This window comes from Paraburkholderia sediminicola (genome assembly GCF_046026855.1).
GTDB classification, from domain to species: domain Bacteria; phylum Pseudomonadota; class Gammaproteobacteria; order Burkholderiales; family Burkholderiaceae; genus Paraburkholderia; species Paraburkholderia sediminicola_A.
Genome location: NZ_JAQQET010000011.1, coordinates 175,063 through 189,678 on the forward strand (window position 1 = coordinate 175,063; position 14,616 = coordinate 189,678).

A 14,616-nucleotide genomic window follows, 5' to 3' on the forward strand; every position below is an offset into this window, starting at 1 on the left:
CACCGTCTACGACAGCAGTGAGTCCTCACATGAGTTATCAAAATCGCCAGTGGTTTTACGTCAAGCGCCCCGAGGGACGCGTTAACGATGAGCATTACGAGTTGCGCGAAAGCGAGCTCGACGGCAGTTTGTCATCGAATGAGGTGCTGATTCGGGCGCGCATTATTAGCGTCGATCCGTACATCCGAATCCAGCAGCACGAACGCAATACCTACGATGCACCGCATCCGCTCGGGATAGTGCAGCGAGCGGGCGTGGTTGGCGAAGTGGTGGCGTCGGCAAGCCCGCGGTTCAAGCAGGGTGACTGGGTATCGGCCTATAGCGGCTGGCAGTTGTACGCCAAGTGCCATCACAGCGAGCTGACCAAACTGGACCCGGACGCGGCGCCGGTTTCGACCGCGCTCGGCGTACTCGGGATGCCGGGACGCACCGCATGGTTCGGTTTGATGGAAGCGGGCAGGCCGCGTCCAGGCGACACGCTGGTCGTGTCCGGTGCGGCGGGCGCGGTCGGCTCGCTGGTCGCACAGTTCGGCAAGCGCGCCGGATGCCGCGTCATCGGGATCGCGGGCGGCCCGGACAAGTGCGCATTTCTGACCGACACACTGAAGCTCGATGGCGCGGTCGACTATCGGGCACATCCCACGCTCGAAGGCTTGCAGTCGGCGCTGCAAGCGGCAACCGGCGGCGTCGATGTCTATTTCGACAATGTGGGCGGCATGATCACCGACGCGGTGATTCCGCTCATCAAGCGCCGCGCACGGATCGTGATCTGCGGTGCGATCGCCCAATACGATGGGGGGCTGGACACGCCGGACCTCGCGCCGCGCTTCCTGCAGCACATGCTGTTTCAGCGCGCGACGATCCAAGGGATTCTGGCGCGCGACTTCGTGTATCGGATGGATGAGATGCTGCAGACCGTCGCGCCGTGGGTGAAGAACGGTGAAATCGTTTACCAGGAGACGTACGTCGATGGGTTTGACGCGTTGCCGGAGGCGCTGAATAGCCTGTTCGAAGGGAAGAATCTTGGGAAGCTGCTGGTAAGGGTGTGAAGGTGTGAGGCCGAGTCAAAACCGACAATGTTAATAACGTTAAAGTTGAGCGCGTTAGAGATCGAATAAAAGCAAACCCGGCCGAGGCCGGGTTTGCTTTTTGTGGATTGTTTATGTCCGTTTGCTGCGTCTTTGCAGCATGGCCTCAGTCTCCGGCGCCGTCATGTACCTGCTGGCGACCCTGTAGTCATAGTCCGCGGTAATGGTGATCTGTCCGAGCCGGTAGTCGATGCTGAACAGGACCTGGTGTCCCGGCAGAAAGCCGGCGTGTTCGAGCATGGCATCGGTAACCTGCATCCAGGGAAAGGCAGTACGCCTGCCGTGTTCGTGCGTACGGTTTGCTTCAAGCGCAACGGAAATGCGCGTGACGTGTTCGTCGCGTGCGCGACGTGGTTTAAGATTGGCGTTAGCCATGGTCAACTCCTTCGGTGAGTTGGTGGTGGTCAGCGGGCCGTATGGGTTGCCGCCCATGCGGCCCGCGCTTCTTCTACTACGTCAAATTTCCTTCCTCACTGCTGGGTCTGTGCCAGCACCATATCAAGCATCTCGGATACGAAGCGTTGCCGCGCCTTCGGTAGCCGGCTGATCGCCTCAAGCTGCTGCTGAAGCTTAGAGGGCCGCCCGCGTTTCCTATCGCGAGTCACGTCCTGCCCCAGCAGTTCATCGGATGAAAGCCCAAGCGTTTTGGTCAACTCCGGTAGCAGTGAGACGGGCGGCCGCAGCCGCGCGCCTTCGTAGTGGGCGAGGGTCTGCTGGGCAATGCCAAGCTGCTCGGCAAGTTGCTGCTGAGTGAACTTGTGGGCCTTGCGAGCGCTGGCGATGCGCGAGCCCAACACCTTGAAAAACTGCTCATCCTTCGGATTCATGACTAAGTTCAGCGGTGAAAGTCCAGCCATGATGATAGCGCTGATTTAGGGGTTCGTGGGTTGATTTACTCTGAAATGGAGTTTTTTAAATGCGAAGTCATTCAAATTCTGAACCTTCTGATAGGTCTGTAGCCGAACGGCCAATTCATGTCAGGCATCCCGCAGGAGGAAGCGGAAATCGAGGCAGCAGGCTATGTAACTACACGGTCACCCAACCAAGATCAAAATTTGTTGAGGTAAGTTGCCCCACTCCACGCGCGTTTATCGAGCTGCCATCAAGGCAATCCATACTCCGCAGCCGTCTTTCCATTCTTAAACACACTAACCGCTTGCGCACTCAACCGGATCGGCGCAAAGCACGCTGCTTCCACATAGGCCGTATCGAAGTAAAACTGCAGACTCCCGTCTGTCCGTACGGCCAACGTAAACGCCTTCGACATCAGATACTCGTCATCAAACGTCGATGCATCGAGGCAATCGGGTTTCCCAGCATTGATCCGCTTGAACTCAGCCATGACGGGGGCAACCGATTCCTTAGTCAGAAACAGGCTACCGCTATCGCGATGTCCTACTGCATACACCTCGTTCAGATCGAATCGCTTGCCATCTTTGATGCGATATGAAATGCCATACTGGTACGCGCTAGGATGTGCGCCGTCGCACTGCGAACTTCCGGTCACTTCGAATCCAACGATGCTCGGCGTCTCAACCGTCTTCTTTATATCGGCGTGATATTGCGCCGTTGCGCCCATGCCGCTCGCGTTATCTGCACATTCCTTCGCGTCCTTAAGAATACCGGCGCGCAACGATCGTAACGATGCGTCCAGCGGCGCAGTGTGCTGCTTCAGCGCCGGTATCACCGATACTGACGCATTCATACCGTCGGCGTGGGCGACAGGAGCGAGCGAAGCGAGCACAACCGTCAGAGACGTAGCTATAAGGTTTCGACAATTCACGAGATGTCCGGATTTCTGGCTGGGGATCAAGAACGAATGGACATCTTCGTCGAGCGGCACCCTATGAATTGCCGCAATTGCGCCTATGAACATCATTCAGTGCATATCGACCTTCGTCACGGGCGCCTCGTTGACTCCGTCGAAAATCTTGTTTGAAAAGCTTTTGTATCTTGAAGCCTGGCATTCTTTATCGAAAATTATCTTGCCATTTTTCGATACGTAGAGCTCACCCGGCGAGACCGAGGACACGACATACGTGTACGGCTCCTTCGAGAACTTCAAATGCAGGCCACGAATACTTCCTTCGGAGACGTCGGTGATCTTGACCGTCTTGGCAGGCGGAACATTCTCAGGCGGAAATACGAAGGCATCGTCCTTGCTGCCGTATCGGTATTGCACGTAGCCCCGCTCAGGGTCGGTGTTGTTTTTTGCGCAAACGGAAACAGTCTTCCCGTTCTCCAGCGGACAACTGAAATAAACCTCCTCGCCTTCGTTGCAAAGCGTCTGTTCATCCTGCGACGACTGAGTCTGCGCATTCGCCACGTCATATTTAACGAGAGACAACAAAACAACCGTGAAAAATCCTGCCATACGCTTCACTTCAATCCCTCCCAGTTATGAATCGAGGCGAAATTATTCCGCCGGTCAACGATGTCGTTCATGTTCTCCTGGCTGATCGGGTGACCGGGATGATGCGCGAAAAGTCCGGGATTGATCGCTCGGGTGATGTTGTCGACGTCGTCCTCGGTCGCCCCGTGATCGGCTGTTTCGTACATCCTATTGTTGATCCAGTATGCAGCAGCCAATCTCACTGCGTACCTGACCTCGCCGACAAGCGCGTAATCGACCAAAAAGTCCAGGCCCACTTCGCCACCGCGGACGCCGACACTGCGGATCTTCGCGGACTGATTGCAGCGATTCAGTTGAGGGTCAAGGAAGCAAACAGGGGGCGTGATAACGCCGCTCAGGTGGTGCTGGGCGCCCACCTCGTTCTCGCGCGTGCGAAGCAGGAAAAAGCCACGCAGGCGCCCGACAAACTCATTGTGGAGATCGAGGAAAGGTTATACGCGGCGGTCGCCGAGCGCTTCCGGCTTGGCTGCGAGCATGACGGAGGCGTATACGCCCGCGCGCTACCCCGGCACTGGCGCCCGACCGAACCGCTGCGCCGCGCCGTTGTTGAGGGGGCGGTGCCGGCCTCGAACCAGACCAGCGTACCGGCCGTCTCGCAGACGCTCGTCGCCCAATGAAGCGCGCATCCCAAGAAAAGCTGAAAGTCTCACCACGGTGACCGCTTGTCGCTCTTTCCGAAATGCAGCACACGCTGCTGGGCTTCACCGACTGCATAAACGGGGGCACGCTGCAACTGCTGTTCGTGCAAGTCGAGAATCCCGGTAATCGGCACACAGTCGGCTGCTTCGATGAGCCAGATGTTTTTGCTCGCGTTTCTGGCCGCCGCATCCAGAATGCGTTCCGCATCGAGATAAAGTTCACGCTCCGCTGCACCGAACCCAGCCTCCTGAAGATACCAGGCGAGATAAAGCGCCTTTACCAGTTCTGCCAGCAGATCGCCGTTGCCCCTTCCAACCCGAAATGCTGCCATGGCGAGGTGCCAGTGCAGCGACTGTTCGCGCACAAAAGTAGCCGTGTGCGGCAATAGCATGGTCTTGCCAAGCGGCTTTCTGCCCGACTGACTCCCTGCGGACCGCCTCTTGCGATTTTGTGACATGGATTGGGCAACCTGGTTGCCGCCGTTTTAAAACCGGGCATCGTAATCCATTTGCCAAACTGAAAGAATATCCGGGAAGTTATTTGACAGAATTTGGAGATATGCCACTCGCATATTCAGGTTCGAAACTACATGTCGCCTCACACTGACTCACATTGAATAGCTGGCCGATTCATCTGAACTTTCGTAAAATCGCGCAGAGCGCGGTCGCTCGGTCAGCTAACAAGAAAGAAGAGGCAGTATGGGTGCGCAGGACATAATCGGGGCAATAACTGGCGGACTCGTCCAGAGTGATCGCCTGCTGAAGCTGGATACTGCACTGGGAAATAATGTCCTAGTGCCCCAGCGGGTTGTCGGTTATTCACGGATTGGCCGCCATTTCGAATTCACCGTTGATGTTGTTTCCACATCAGACACCGTTGAACTCAAAAAGCTGATCGCCCAGCCTGTCACGCTTTGGATCCAGCAGACTGACAGGTCCTATCTGCCTCACCACGGCTACGTGCACACCGCCCGACGTCTAGGATCAGATACCGGCCTCACGAGCTACCAGATCGGCTATGCGTCGTGGATGCATTTTCTTGGTTTCCGCAAGGATGCGCGAATCTGGCAGGACAAGCCAGCCGACGAAATCTTGACTGATGTCTTCAACATGCATCCGCAAGCCCAAGGTGCATTTCGCTTTGCCCTGAGCAAGCCGCGGCCGGCGCGCTCATTCTGCATGCAATACGAGGACGACTGGAATTTCGTCCACCGGCTCATGGAAAGCGAAGGGCTGTTCGGCTACTTCGAGCAGGCCAGCGACGGCAAGTCGCATACCCTTGTCGTCACAGACAGCCTCGATACATTCCAGCCGCTTTCGCGCCAGACCGTCGAGTTCTATCGCGCGGGCACGAATAGCGAAACTGATGCCCTGGTGCAGTGGTCGGGCACACGAACACTTCAAAGCACAACACTCACGACCCGTACCTTCGATTACAAGGCACCGGCTTCCGCTGCTAATCCAAAAGGCACAAACATCCCGACGCTTCCCACGCAGGGAAACCTGCCCCAGCAAGCCGAGGTATATGAGTACACGGGTGCTTACACCTACGGCAGCCAGGACCGGGGTGATGCCCTCTCAAAAATCAGGATGGAAGAATGGGAATCGCGGGCGAAGCGTTTTTACGGTTCCGGCGGCGTGCGGCGGATGGATGCCGGTCGCTGGTTTGAACTGGATGACCACCCTGACCACGCCACGGATAGTGGGCAGAACCGGCAATTCGCCATTATCGAGGTGGCATGGTTCATTGAAAACAACCTGCCGGTGTCCAGTCAGGCCGCCGATTTTCCGCACAGCCTGAAAAGCGAACTGACGACGGTCAGATCGAGCCACGCCTCTGAAGAGGGATTGAAGGTCAGACACGCTGATGGCAGCGAAGGCTTTTTCCTCGTTGAGGTCGAAGCGCAACGCAAAGTTGTGCCGTATCGTAGCCCGTTTGAACATCACAAGCCGGTAATGCATCTGCAGTCAGTGATTGTTGTCGGACCGGCAAATGAAGAGGTCTATACCGACCAACTCAATCGCATCAAGGTCCGCTTTCATTGGGACCGGCTCAATGACGGCGACGAAAAAGCATCATGCTGGGTGCGGGTTGCCATGTCCGATACCGGTGGTGGATATGGCGGTGTGCATGTCCCAAGAGTCGGCGAAGAGGTCCTGATTAACTGGGTTGACGGCGATTGCGACAGGCCGCTCGTAACAGGCCGGGTTTACAACGGCGCAACACAACCGCACTGGCATTCCAATGGGTTGCTCTCTGGCTACAAGTCCAAGGAATATCAGGGCAGCGGCTACAACCAGATGGTAATGGATGACTCGACGGGACAGAATCGCGTTCATCTCTATAGCGCCAGCACGAATGCGCATTTACACTTGGGCTATCTTATTGAGCAGACCGGCAACACGCGCGGGTCATATGTAGGCAGTGGTTTTGACCTGAAGTCGGACGCCTATGGTGCTGTCCGTGCAGGCCAAGGGCTCTATGTCACCACCCATCCACCAACCAGTCAACCGTTGGATGCCCGCGAAGCAGGTGCACAACTGGTGAATTCGGAAAGTGTGCTCGAAGCACTGTCTGATGCGAGCACCGCGCACCAGGCTGAAAGCCTCAAGGAGGGCTACGACTCGCTCAAGTCATTCACCGACGCGACACAAAGCAGCGTTGCAGGATCAGCGTCGGGCGGCAAGACCGCAGGCGGCGGCACGGGCAATGCCAATGCATTCAAGGAGCCCGTCATGCTGTTTGCGAGTCCGTCCGGTGTTGCCCTGTCCACGCAGAAATCCGTTCACATCGCGAGCGATGCACAGACGAACCTCGTCAGCGGGCAAAGCACGCACATTGCGACGGGCAAATCGCTGATCGCGAGCATAGCGGAAAAACTCAGCCTGTTCGTGCAGAACGCCGGGATGAAGCTCTTCGCGGCCAAGGGCAAGGTCGAGATACAGGCGCACTCGGACAACATCGAACTGACGGCCCAGAGGACGATGAAGTTGCTGTCAGCAACGGAAAAGATTGAGGCGGCGGCAAAGCAGGAAATCCTGCTGACATCTGGCGGCGCCTATATCCGAGTCAAGGACGGCAACATCGAGATTCACGCGCCCGGCAAGATTGAAATAAAGGGCGCCCAACACGCGTTTAGCGGGCCTACGTCACATGCTGAACAAATGAACACCTGGCCAGATATGCCCAACGATGAGCAGTTTATTCTTCGCCATCAGGGCACAGGCGAACCCATGGCGAACCGAAAATTCCAGATTACGCGTGGTGATGGGACTCTCATTACCGGTCGCACCGATGCGGAGGGACGTACGGGCATACAGAAAAGCTCGTCCTACGAGCAACTCGTCCTTAAGTATCTTCCTGAGGTGGACTAATGGCTGATCAGAATCGAACGCTGGTTCACTATCACGACGACGACGGCTTACCCTGCTGGATATCTGAGACCTCGCCGGTCAGCATGACTGCCCGCGCAGAATGTCTGGTGCCCCCTGATCGGATAATTCCGGTTGTGTTCGTGCCCGGTATCATGGGGTCTAACCTCAAAGCAATTGATGCGTCGAAAGCACAGCAGGTTTCGAACATATGGAGGCCGGATGCCACAAGCGCGGTCGTCAAGATCATCAAGCTCAGCCCCGCCGACCGCCAGATTGTGTTCGATCCCAGAAACACCAAGGTTGACGACGATCTGGTTGTGAACGGGACCAGAGTTGTTAAGCCCACCAACGGGTTCAGCGATGCACTGCTAAAGACTCGCGGGTGGGGCACGGTTTACTGGAGCAGCTATGGGCCATTCCTGGAATATCTCGAACGCGAGTTGAACAACGTGGTGAAGTGGAATCCCGCGTTCAAGCAGGTGCTTCCTGAAGCCAGCTGGTTGCCTTTTCAGGGGGACGGCATTAATGTCCAAAGCGACGATAAAGCTCATCTGTTGAAGCTCGGCGTTGACGAATTGAAACAGGTCGGCAAATACTGGTATCCCGTGCACGCGGTCGGGTACAACTGGCTGCAATCGAACGAGCAGTCCGGAAAGTACCTCGCCCGCGAGATTGACAATATCCTCGCTCACTATCGTAGTAAATGGGGAAGTAAGGCTGTCAAAAAGGTCATTCTCGTTACGCATTCGATGGGAGGCCTGGTTGCGCGGGCTGCAGTGCATCCGAAAATGGGTAACGCTCAGGACCGTGTCCTCGGCATCCTGCATGGCGCGATGCCGGCACTGGGCGCACCGGCTGCCTACAAGCGAATGAAAGCAGGCAATGAACGCGCTAGCATGTCCCCGATTAGCTTCGCAACGTGGCTTTTCCTTGGAGCTTATGGTTGGGATGTGACGCCGGTATTGGCGCAGGCACCTGGCGGTTTGCAGCTATTGCCGAATCAGGACTATCCGGGTGGGTGGCTGACGATCAAGGTCAATAGCGACGTGTATCGCATCGATGGCAACCCGTACAAATCAGTCTATTCCGAAAGAGATAAATGGTGGCGACTAGTGAATCCGGCGTGGTTAAATCCCGCCAGCATAGGCGGCGCACTTACGCCAACGGGGCAAACACGAGCTGGCGGCAGCGACGGTGTTGCGTGGGCGAAATACATGAATTGTCTGCAGAGCGCCGAGAATTTTCACGCAACGCTCCAGAATAGCTACCACCCCCAAACCTATGCATTTTACGGAGCCGATTCGGGGCACCAGTCGTGGGGGAAAATCCAGTGGAACATCGGCACTGAGCGTTATGTCATGCGTGGTCCGATGTCAGTGTTCGACACAGACGCCGAGCTCAAGACGTTGGCGCTGAATGGCAAACCCGGAAACGACGACGGTGCGGGAACGATCGAAGCGACTGCGAATGCCTCGTGGATGGGAGACATTCACGAGCGATTCGAAATACAGCCTGCAGGATCGAACGGTGATGGCACCGTACCGCGCGAGTCCGGACTCGCGCCCGGAAAAACCGGCAGTGCTATCGAGCAATTTTCGCTCAAGGGTTTCGATCATCAAGGTGCGTACATGACAGAAATACATGACGTGATGGCTGTGTCAAAGTACGCGATTGCCAAGATCGCGCAGAAGGCCGATTGGGGAGATGCATGAATCGTACGGGCCTCGTTGCCACAATACTGGCAGCATCATTTCTAATTCCTTTGCTGGGTTGCAGTAACCGTCAGGATTCCACCATGAGTGCGTCTTCTACAACCGCCAACGCTGCGCCGCTCAAGACGGTGTGTGTCGGACGGTACACAATAGATATCCCCCATTCGGCAACGAATGTGCGTCTGGTACAAAGCTTTAAGGGTATCAACATAGATGTGTTCTACCCTGTGAATCAGCAGCAGCTTCATGACGAAGCGGCGCATAAGATTGCAAGCGACGCTGAAGTAACCGACTTCCAGCCCAAGCAGGTTGTCTCACAAGGCGACAATGCGGCTGACCCGGTTCAGGTCTGGCAAAGCGGAAATGATCTCTATACTGTGCGTGGAACGACTCTGAAGCAGGACACGGGTTTCCTTTTCAGTATCGAGGTCACAAACGATTCTGTTCAAGGTGCGAAAGTGGCGATCTCACAGCTCATCCAGGAGACCCGACTTCGCGACCCATTTGCTGTCCCATCTGAGCAGGGGTTTTGCATAGAGCGAGGTTTTATTCCGGGTGGCTACGCGGGCGGCGAGACGGCATCGATTTCGGTCGACTTATCTGGTCCCGATGCGTCACTTATGATGAGCACCAATACTGAGGCCAAAAATACTGGCGGCAATCTTCTTGCCCGCATGAGCAACCTGCCAGTCCCGCTTGCTAACCTGGTGTCCAGTGACACAGAAATCTTGCGACGTGGCGGCAAGGTCGTTGCGGGACGGGAAGGCGACGAATATGGTTACGCGGTCAAGCAGTCAAAAGACGTTTCGCTGGAATGGAGTGCGCTAACTGGCAACGATCACGCGACCGAGCCGACGATGAAGATTGCCATGGATACGCGCTCAGCGGTGCCTGAAAGCGGACGACCGGCGTTGATGACATTCTGGGATGATGTACTGAAATCGGTGAAGCGTCGGTAAGAGAATAAATGTCATGGAACGACATTTCATCTTGAACGGTGACACGACGACAGCTAACGGCACCGTCCACGCTACGCCGACCACGATTCAACTGAACGGGCAGGATGTTGCACACGAAGGGGACAATGTGACATGTCCGGCCTGCAATACGACCGGGAAAATCCAATGCGATGGTCCCCGTCAGATGATGACTGCACCTGATGGACGGCATGCCGCCCTCAGTGACGATCTGTGTATCTGCGGGTGCCGTCCACCGCCGAGGTTGGTGGCATCACAAAACATGATGTCTACCGAAGCATAGTGTTAAGGATTCCACTTTTATAAACCGGTTCCAACGCGTCCGACATGTCCGGGAAATTCGATATTTCGCCGTGATAGTTTGATCATCCGTGCATGGAGCTGACGGGGCCAACCGGCGCGAACCTGCCAGAAGTGGTCGTTCGAAATACCGGCATTAATCGTCGACAATCGGCCATCCATAGCCGGAATAAAAACGCGATTCAGCAATGTCTGGTCAATTCTTATGCGTGTGCTTCACAAGCGACTCGTAGATGCGGGTAAAGAGCGAAGCCAAAGGGCTGTGAAGGAACGGGAGGAACTGAAATTCGACGAATTCCAAAAATCATTCGACTCGATGCTCGACAGGCAGGAGAAACCCGTGAGACGCAGAGTTCAGAGCGACGTGTTCGAGCGCACCGGTATGACGTTCGGATTTAAGGAAGCAGGACGTTTCCTCAAGCGAGCACATGAGCTTGCTGATGTCGATGGGCGAGGTAAGGCGGGATGCGGTGTTGGAGCGTGTGGCGGGAAACGTGGAACGAGAAATCGTCCATCCGTGGACCGTTATCTTTGATAAAACAGCCAATTGGTGTCGTTTACGACATCAATTGGTGAACTCCACAACGGGTGAATCGGCTGGAACCCTTGTCAGGGTTGGTGCGCCCGGCTGGGATCGAACCAGCAACCCCTGCCTTCGGAGGGCAGTACTCTATCCATTGAGCTACGGGCGCTTCAACACGAAAGCGCGGCAACCTGAACAGGACCGACGCCAAAGCGAGACCGAAAGGATACCCGGTTTCGGCCAAACCGTCCACCGGACGGCCTGCATGGCGGGATCTGGTGCTCCCCTGGCAGCGCCGGCCGCACCCCGCGATGCGGGTAAACGCCTGCTGAACACCTCGCCGCCGCCCCTCGCCGCCATCGAAACCTTGCGTCTATAATCGTCCGTGCCTGAATTAAGAAAAAGAAGTTGCCGTCACGCTGTACCGCTCACATACCCACGGAGACGAGACAAGCATGAGCGAAGCACCACACGAAGCCCCAATCAAAACCCCCGGGCAGCTCATCGCCGCGATCATTGCCAGTTTTGCGGTACCGATCGTTATCATCATTCTGCTCGTGATCTACGTCGATAATTCGACACGCACTGGCGCTGGTACGGACAGTCTCTCCGAAGCCGAGGTCAACGCGCGCATCAAGCCGTTCGCCCAGGTCGACATTCGCGACGCTAATGCGCCGCGCGTCTACAAGACCGGCGAAGAGGTCTACAAGGCCGTTTGCTCGGCGTGTCACGCGACCGGTGCGGCAGGTGCGCCGAAATTCACCAATACCGCCGACTGGGCGCCGCGCATTTCGCAAGGCTTCGACACGCTGTGGCACACGGCCCTCGCCGGCAAGGGTGCGATGCCCCCGCGCGGCGGCACCAGCCCGGACGACTACAGCGACTTCGAAATCGCCCGCGCGGTGGTTTACATGGCGAACAATGCCGGCGCGAGCTTCCCTGAACCGGCGCAACCGGCAGCGGGTGCGGCAGCAGCAGCCTCGGGTGCTGCCGCTGCGGTGCAAGCAGGCGCTTCGGACACAGGAGCCGCACAGGCGGCCGCCGCGATGGCGGCCATGGCAAGCGTGCCGCAAGCGGCCGCACCGGCAGCAGGCGGGACGCAAAGCGCGGACGCCTCGCAAGCCGGCAAGGCGCTGTATCAGCAGGTCTGCCAGGCGTGTCACGCGGCCGGCGTGCTGAACGCGCCGAAGTTCGGCGACAAGGAAGCCTGGGCAGCGCGTCTGAAAGACCCAATCGACACGGTCTACAACTACGCACTGCATGGCAAGGGCGCGATGCCGCCCAAAGGCGGTTCCACTGCCTCCGACGCAGACGTAAAGGCCGCCGTCGATTACATGGTGAGCGCGGCGAAATAAGCCGCTTCCGGCGGTTATTGCAGAGCAAAAAAATCCCTGCACCGTGACGACACGGGCAGGGATTTTTCATTCAAGGCTTCTGCAACAGCGCCTTCAAACTCGCAAGCCGGTCTTTCGGCGACATCGGCGCTTCTTCGGGCGTCGGCGGCGGCGCGTCGTCGAGCAGCATCTCGGGGATGAAGCGCGACGGCTCGCACACCACCGTTTCACGCGCCCGCTTGCGCTTCTTGCACCAGTTCAGATGCAGGCTGCGCTGCGCACGCGTGATCGCAACGTACATCAGACGGCGCTCTTCCTCGATGCGCTCGTCGTCGATCGGCTCGTCGTCGGGGCCGCCGCGGTGCGGCATGATGCCTTCTTCGACGCCCACCAGAAACACGTGCGGATACTCCAGCCCCTTCGACGCATGCACGGTCGAGAGCCGTACCGCGTCAGGATCTTCTTCGCGACCTTCGAGCATCGACATCAGCGCCACAGTCTGGATCAGGCCGAGCAGATTCTTGCCGGTGTCGCCGAGGCCGTCGGCGGTATCGTAGCCGGTTGCTTCGCTATTCCCTGAGCCCTCGGGCTCAGCCTTGGTGCCCTTGCGCTTCAACCATTCCATGAATTCGAGCACGTTCTGCCACTTGGACTGCGCCTGACGTTCGTCGAAGGCGTCGTACAGATAGGCTTCGTAGTGAATCGCGTCCATCAGTTCGTCGAGCAGCGGGCCGGCGGCATCCTTCTCGGCGCGGTCGGTGAGGCGCTGCATGAAGTCGCAGAACACGCGCATCGGTTCGATCTGGCGCGGCGACAGGCGCGCCTCGATGCCGCCCATGTAGACCGCTTCGAAGAGCGACACCTTCGCCTGGCCCGCGAACGAGCCGAGCGCTTCGAGCGTCGTATTGCCGACGCCGCGGCGCGGCGTAGTGATCGCGCGGATGAACGCGGGGTCATCATTCGCGTTGGCGATCAGCCGCAGATACGCGCAGATATCCTTGATCTCGGCTTTGTCGAAGAACGACTGGCCGCCCGACAGCACATACGGGATCCGTTCACGACGCAGAACCTGCTCGAAAATGCGCGCCTGAAAGTTGCCGCGATACAGGATCGCGTAGTCGCGGAAATTCGCACGCCGCTCGAACTTGTGCGCGGACAGACGGAACACGACGGACTCGGCCTCGTGCTCTTCGTCGTTGCAAGGCGTGACGGTGATCGTGTCGCCCATGCCGTGTTCAGACCACAGCTTCTTTTCGAACAGCTTCGGATTGTTCGCGATGACGTTGTTTGCGGCGGTGAGAATGCGCACCGTCGAACGGTAATTCTGCTCGAGCTTCACCAGATGAAGCTTGGGGAAATCCTTGCCGAGCTGCGCGAGGTTTTCCAGTGTCGCGCCGCGCCAGCCGTAGATCGCCTGGTCGTCGTCACCCACCGCAGTGAACGCGGCGCGCGGGCCGGCGAGTTGCTTGAGCAGCTCGTACTGACACGCGTTGGTGTCCTGATACTCGTCGATCAGCAGATAGCGCAGCTTGTTCTGCCAGCGGTCGCGCACCGGCTCGTTCTTCGCGAACAGTTCGGCGGGCAGACGGATCAGGTCGTCGAAATCGACAGCCTGATAGGCATGCAGCGTCGCCACGTAGTTGCGATAGACGATCGCGGCCTGATGTTCATCTTCGTTCGCGGCAATCGAGATCGCCTCTTCCGGCATGATCATGCCGTTCTTCCACAGCGAGATGATCGACTGGATCTTGCGGATGAAGCCCTTGTCCGTCGAGCCGACCTGTTCCTGGATCATGCCGAAGCAGTCGTCCGAATCCATGATCGAGAACTGCGGCTTGAGGCCGACGTGTTCCGCTTCCTGTCGCAGAATCTGCACGCCGAGCGAGTGGAAGGTGCAGACCGTCAACTGATTGACGGGCACTTTGCGGCCTTCCTTGCCGGGCGTGGTGAGCGTCTTGCCTTCGAGCAGTTTGCCGACGCGCTCGCGCATTTCCAACGCGGCCTTGTTCGTGAACGTGACAGCGGCGATATGGCGCGGCTCGAAGCCTTTGGCCTCGATCAGGTGCGCGATTTTCTGCGTGATCACGCGCGTCTTGCCGCTGCCTGCGCCGGCGAGCACGAGACACGGACCGTCAAGATAACGGACCGCTTCATTTTGAGCGGGGTTCAGGCCTGCGGACATCGTCTGTGGATGGGTATTGCGGTTGAGGGCGCTTAGGTGCGGAATCGCGAGACCGAAGGCCCGGGGGCATGCTG

13 protein-coding genes and 1 tRNA gene are annotated in these 14,616 nt (G+C 57.6%); 7 read left to right on the forward strand and 7 right to left on the reverse strand.

The features are described from left to right. Positions 1 to 29 precede the first annotated feature (29 nt). Positions 30 to 1,049: an NADP-dependent oxidoreductase gene (locus PQR40_RS14705; RefSeq protein ID WP_408509263.1), complete on the forward strand. Its 1,020-nt coding sequence runs from the start codon at positions 30 to 32 to the stop codon at positions 1,047 to 1,049. 111 nt (positions 1,050 to 1,160) lie between these two features. Here the strand turns inward: PQR40_RS14705 and PQR40_RS14710 are convergent, their stop codons facing one another. The 4 genes from PQR40_RS14710 to PQR40_RS14725 form a co-directional block, all read right to left on the reverse strand. Beyond that, positions 1,161 to 1,463 carry a hypothetical protein gene (locus tag PQR40_RS14710; RefSeq protein ID WP_408334760.1) on the reverse strand — a complete coding sequence of 101 codons (303 nt, stop codon included), beginning with the start codon at positions 1,461 to 1,463 and terminating at the stop codon, positions 1,161 to 1,163. Between the two features lie 95 nt (positions 1,464 to 1,558). Then, positions 1,559 to 1,915, reverse strand: coding sequence for a helix-turn-helix domain-containing protein (locus PQR40_RS14715; protein WP_408509264.1), 357 nt, complete (start codon positions 1,913 to 1,915; stop codon positions 1,559 to 1,561). A 275-nt stretch (positions 1,916 to 2,190) separates the two neighbouring features. Next, on the reverse strand, positions 2,191 to 2,967 hold the full coding sequence (locus PQR40_RS14720) for a hypothetical protein (protein ID WP_408509265.1): 777 nt from the start codon (positions 2,965 to 2,967) through the stop codon (positions 2,191 to 2,193). Next, a complete protein-coding gene (locus PQR40_RS14725; RefSeq protein WP_408334766.1) occupies positions 2,968 to 3,471 on the reverse strand; it encodes a hypothetical protein in 504 nt (167 codons plus the stop codon). It lies immediately after the preceding gene. A 17-nt stretch (positions 3,472 to 3,488) separates the two neighbouring features. Here PQR40_RS14725 and PQR40_RS14730 point away from each other — a divergent pair, with 17 nt between their 5' ends. Beyond that, positions 3,489 to 4,118, forward strand: a complete 630-nt coding sequence (locus PQR40_RS14730) for a hypothetical protein (protein ID WP_408509266.1) — start codon at positions 3,489 to 3,491, stop codon at positions 4,116 to 4,118. A gap of 29 nt (positions 4,119 to 4,147) precedes the next feature. Here the strand turns inward: PQR40_RS14730 and PQR40_RS14735 are convergent, their stop codons facing one another. Next, entirely contained in the window at positions 4,148 to 4,531 is a 384-nt protein-coding gene (locus tag PQR40_RS14735) for a hypothetical protein (RefSeq protein ID WP_408226049.1), read from the reverse strand. Between the two features lie 307 nt (positions 4,532 to 4,838). Between PQR40_RS14735 and tssI the strand changes: the two genes are divergently transcribed. From tssI to PQR40_RS14755, 4 genes are all read left to right on the forward strand, one after another. After that, positions 4,839 to 7,514, forward strand: coding sequence for a type VI secretion system Vgr family protein (gene tssI, locus PQR40_RS14740; RefSeq protein WP_408509267.1), 2,676 nt, complete (start codon positions 4,839 to 4,841; stop codon positions 7,512 to 7,514). Beyond that, positions 7,514 to 9,226 (forward strand): Tle4 family T6SS lipase effector, encoded by a 1,713-nt coding sequence (locus tag PQR40_RS14745; protein WP_408509268.1) that lies wholly within the window; start codon positions 7,514 to 7,516, stop codon positions 9,224 to 9,226. Before tssI ends, PQR40_RS14745 begins: the two co-directional genes overlap by 1 nt. Positions 9,227 to 9,309: 83 nt before the next feature. Beyond that, on the forward strand, positions 9,310 to 10,185 hold the full coding sequence (locus PQR40_RS14750; RefSeq protein ID WP_408226040.1) for a T6SS immunity protein Tli4 family protein: 876 nt from the start codon (positions 9,310 to 9,312) through the stop codon (positions 10,183 to 10,185). A 13-nt stretch (positions 10,186 to 10,198) separates the two neighbouring features. Further along, positions 10,199 to 10,486: a PAAR domain-containing protein gene (locus tag PQR40_RS14755; protein WP_408226037.1), complete on the forward strand. Its 288-nt coding sequence runs from the start codon at positions 10,199 to 10,201 to the stop codon at positions 10,484 to 10,486. Between the two features lie 633 nt (positions 10,487 to 11,119). Here the strand turns inward: PQR40_RS14755 and PQR40_RS14760 are convergent. Continuing rightward, positions 11,120 to 11,195, reverse strand: a tRNA-Arg gene (locus PQR40_RS14760). A gap of 286 nt (positions 11,196 to 11,481) precedes the next feature. Between PQR40_RS14760 and PQR40_RS14765 the strand changes: the two genes are divergently transcribed. Next, positions 11,482 to 12,381 (forward strand): c-type cytochrome, encoded by a 900-nt coding sequence (locus PQR40_RS14765; protein ID WP_408509269.1) that lies wholly within the window; start codon positions 11,482 to 11,484, stop codon positions 12,379 to 12,381. A 70-nt stretch (positions 12,382 to 12,451) separates the two neighbouring features. Here the strand turns inward: PQR40_RS14765 and PQR40_RS14770 are convergent, their stop codons facing one another. Beyond that, a complete protein-coding gene (locus PQR40_RS14770) occupies positions 12,452 to 14,542 on the reverse strand; it encodes a UvrD-helicase domain-containing protein (protein WP_408509270.1) in 2,091 nt (696 codons plus the stop codon). Between the last annotated feature and the right edge of the window lie 74 nt (positions 14,543 to 14,616).

Coding starts and splice junctions, on each gene's coding strand:
- PQR40_RS14705 (WP_408509263.1), top strand. CDS start 30: ATGAGTTATCAAAATCGCCAGTGGTTTTACGTCAAGCGCCCCGAGGGA.
- PQR40_RS14710 (WP_408334760.1), bottom strand. CDS start 1,463: ATGGCTAACGCCAATCTTAAACCACGTCGCGCACGCGACGAACACGTC.
- PQR40_RS14715 (WP_408509264.1), bottom strand. CDS start 1,915: ATGAATCCGAAGGATGAGCAGTTTTTCAAGGTGTTGGGCTCGCGCATC.
- PQR40_RS14720 (WP_408509265.1), bottom strand. CDS start 2,967: ATGATGTTCATAGGCGCAATTGCGGCAATTCATAGGGTGCCGCTCGAC.
- PQR40_RS14730 (WP_408509266.1), top strand. CDS start 3,489: ATGAATCGAGGCGAAATTATTCCGCCGGTCAACGATGTCGTTCATGTT.
- PQR40_RS14735 (WP_408226049.1), bottom strand. CDS start 4,531: ATGCTATTGCCGCACACGGCTACTTTTGTGCGCGAACAGTCGCTGCAC.
- tssI (WP_408509267.1), top strand. CDS start 4,839: ATGGGTGCGCAGGACATAATCGGGGCAATAACTGGCGGACTCGTCCAG.
- PQR40_RS14745 (WP_408509268.1), top strand. CDS start 7,514: ATGGCTGATCAGAATCGAACGCTGGTTCACTATCACGACGACGACGGC.
- PQR40_RS14750 (WP_408226040.1), top strand. CDS start 9,310: ATGAGTGCGTCTTCTACAACCGCCAACGCTGCGCCGCTCAAGACGGTG.
- PQR40_RS14755 (WP_408226037.1), top strand. CDS start 10,199: ATGGAACGACATTTCATCTTGAACGGTGACACGACGACAGCTAACGGC.
- PQR40_RS14765 (WP_408509269.1), top strand. CDS start 11,482: ATGAGCGAAGCACCACACGAAGCCCCAATCAAAACCCCCGGGCAGCTC.
- PQR40_RS14770 (WP_408509270.1), bottom strand. CDS start 14,542: ATGTCCGCAGGCCTGAACCCCGCTCAAAATGAAGCGGTCCGTTATCTT.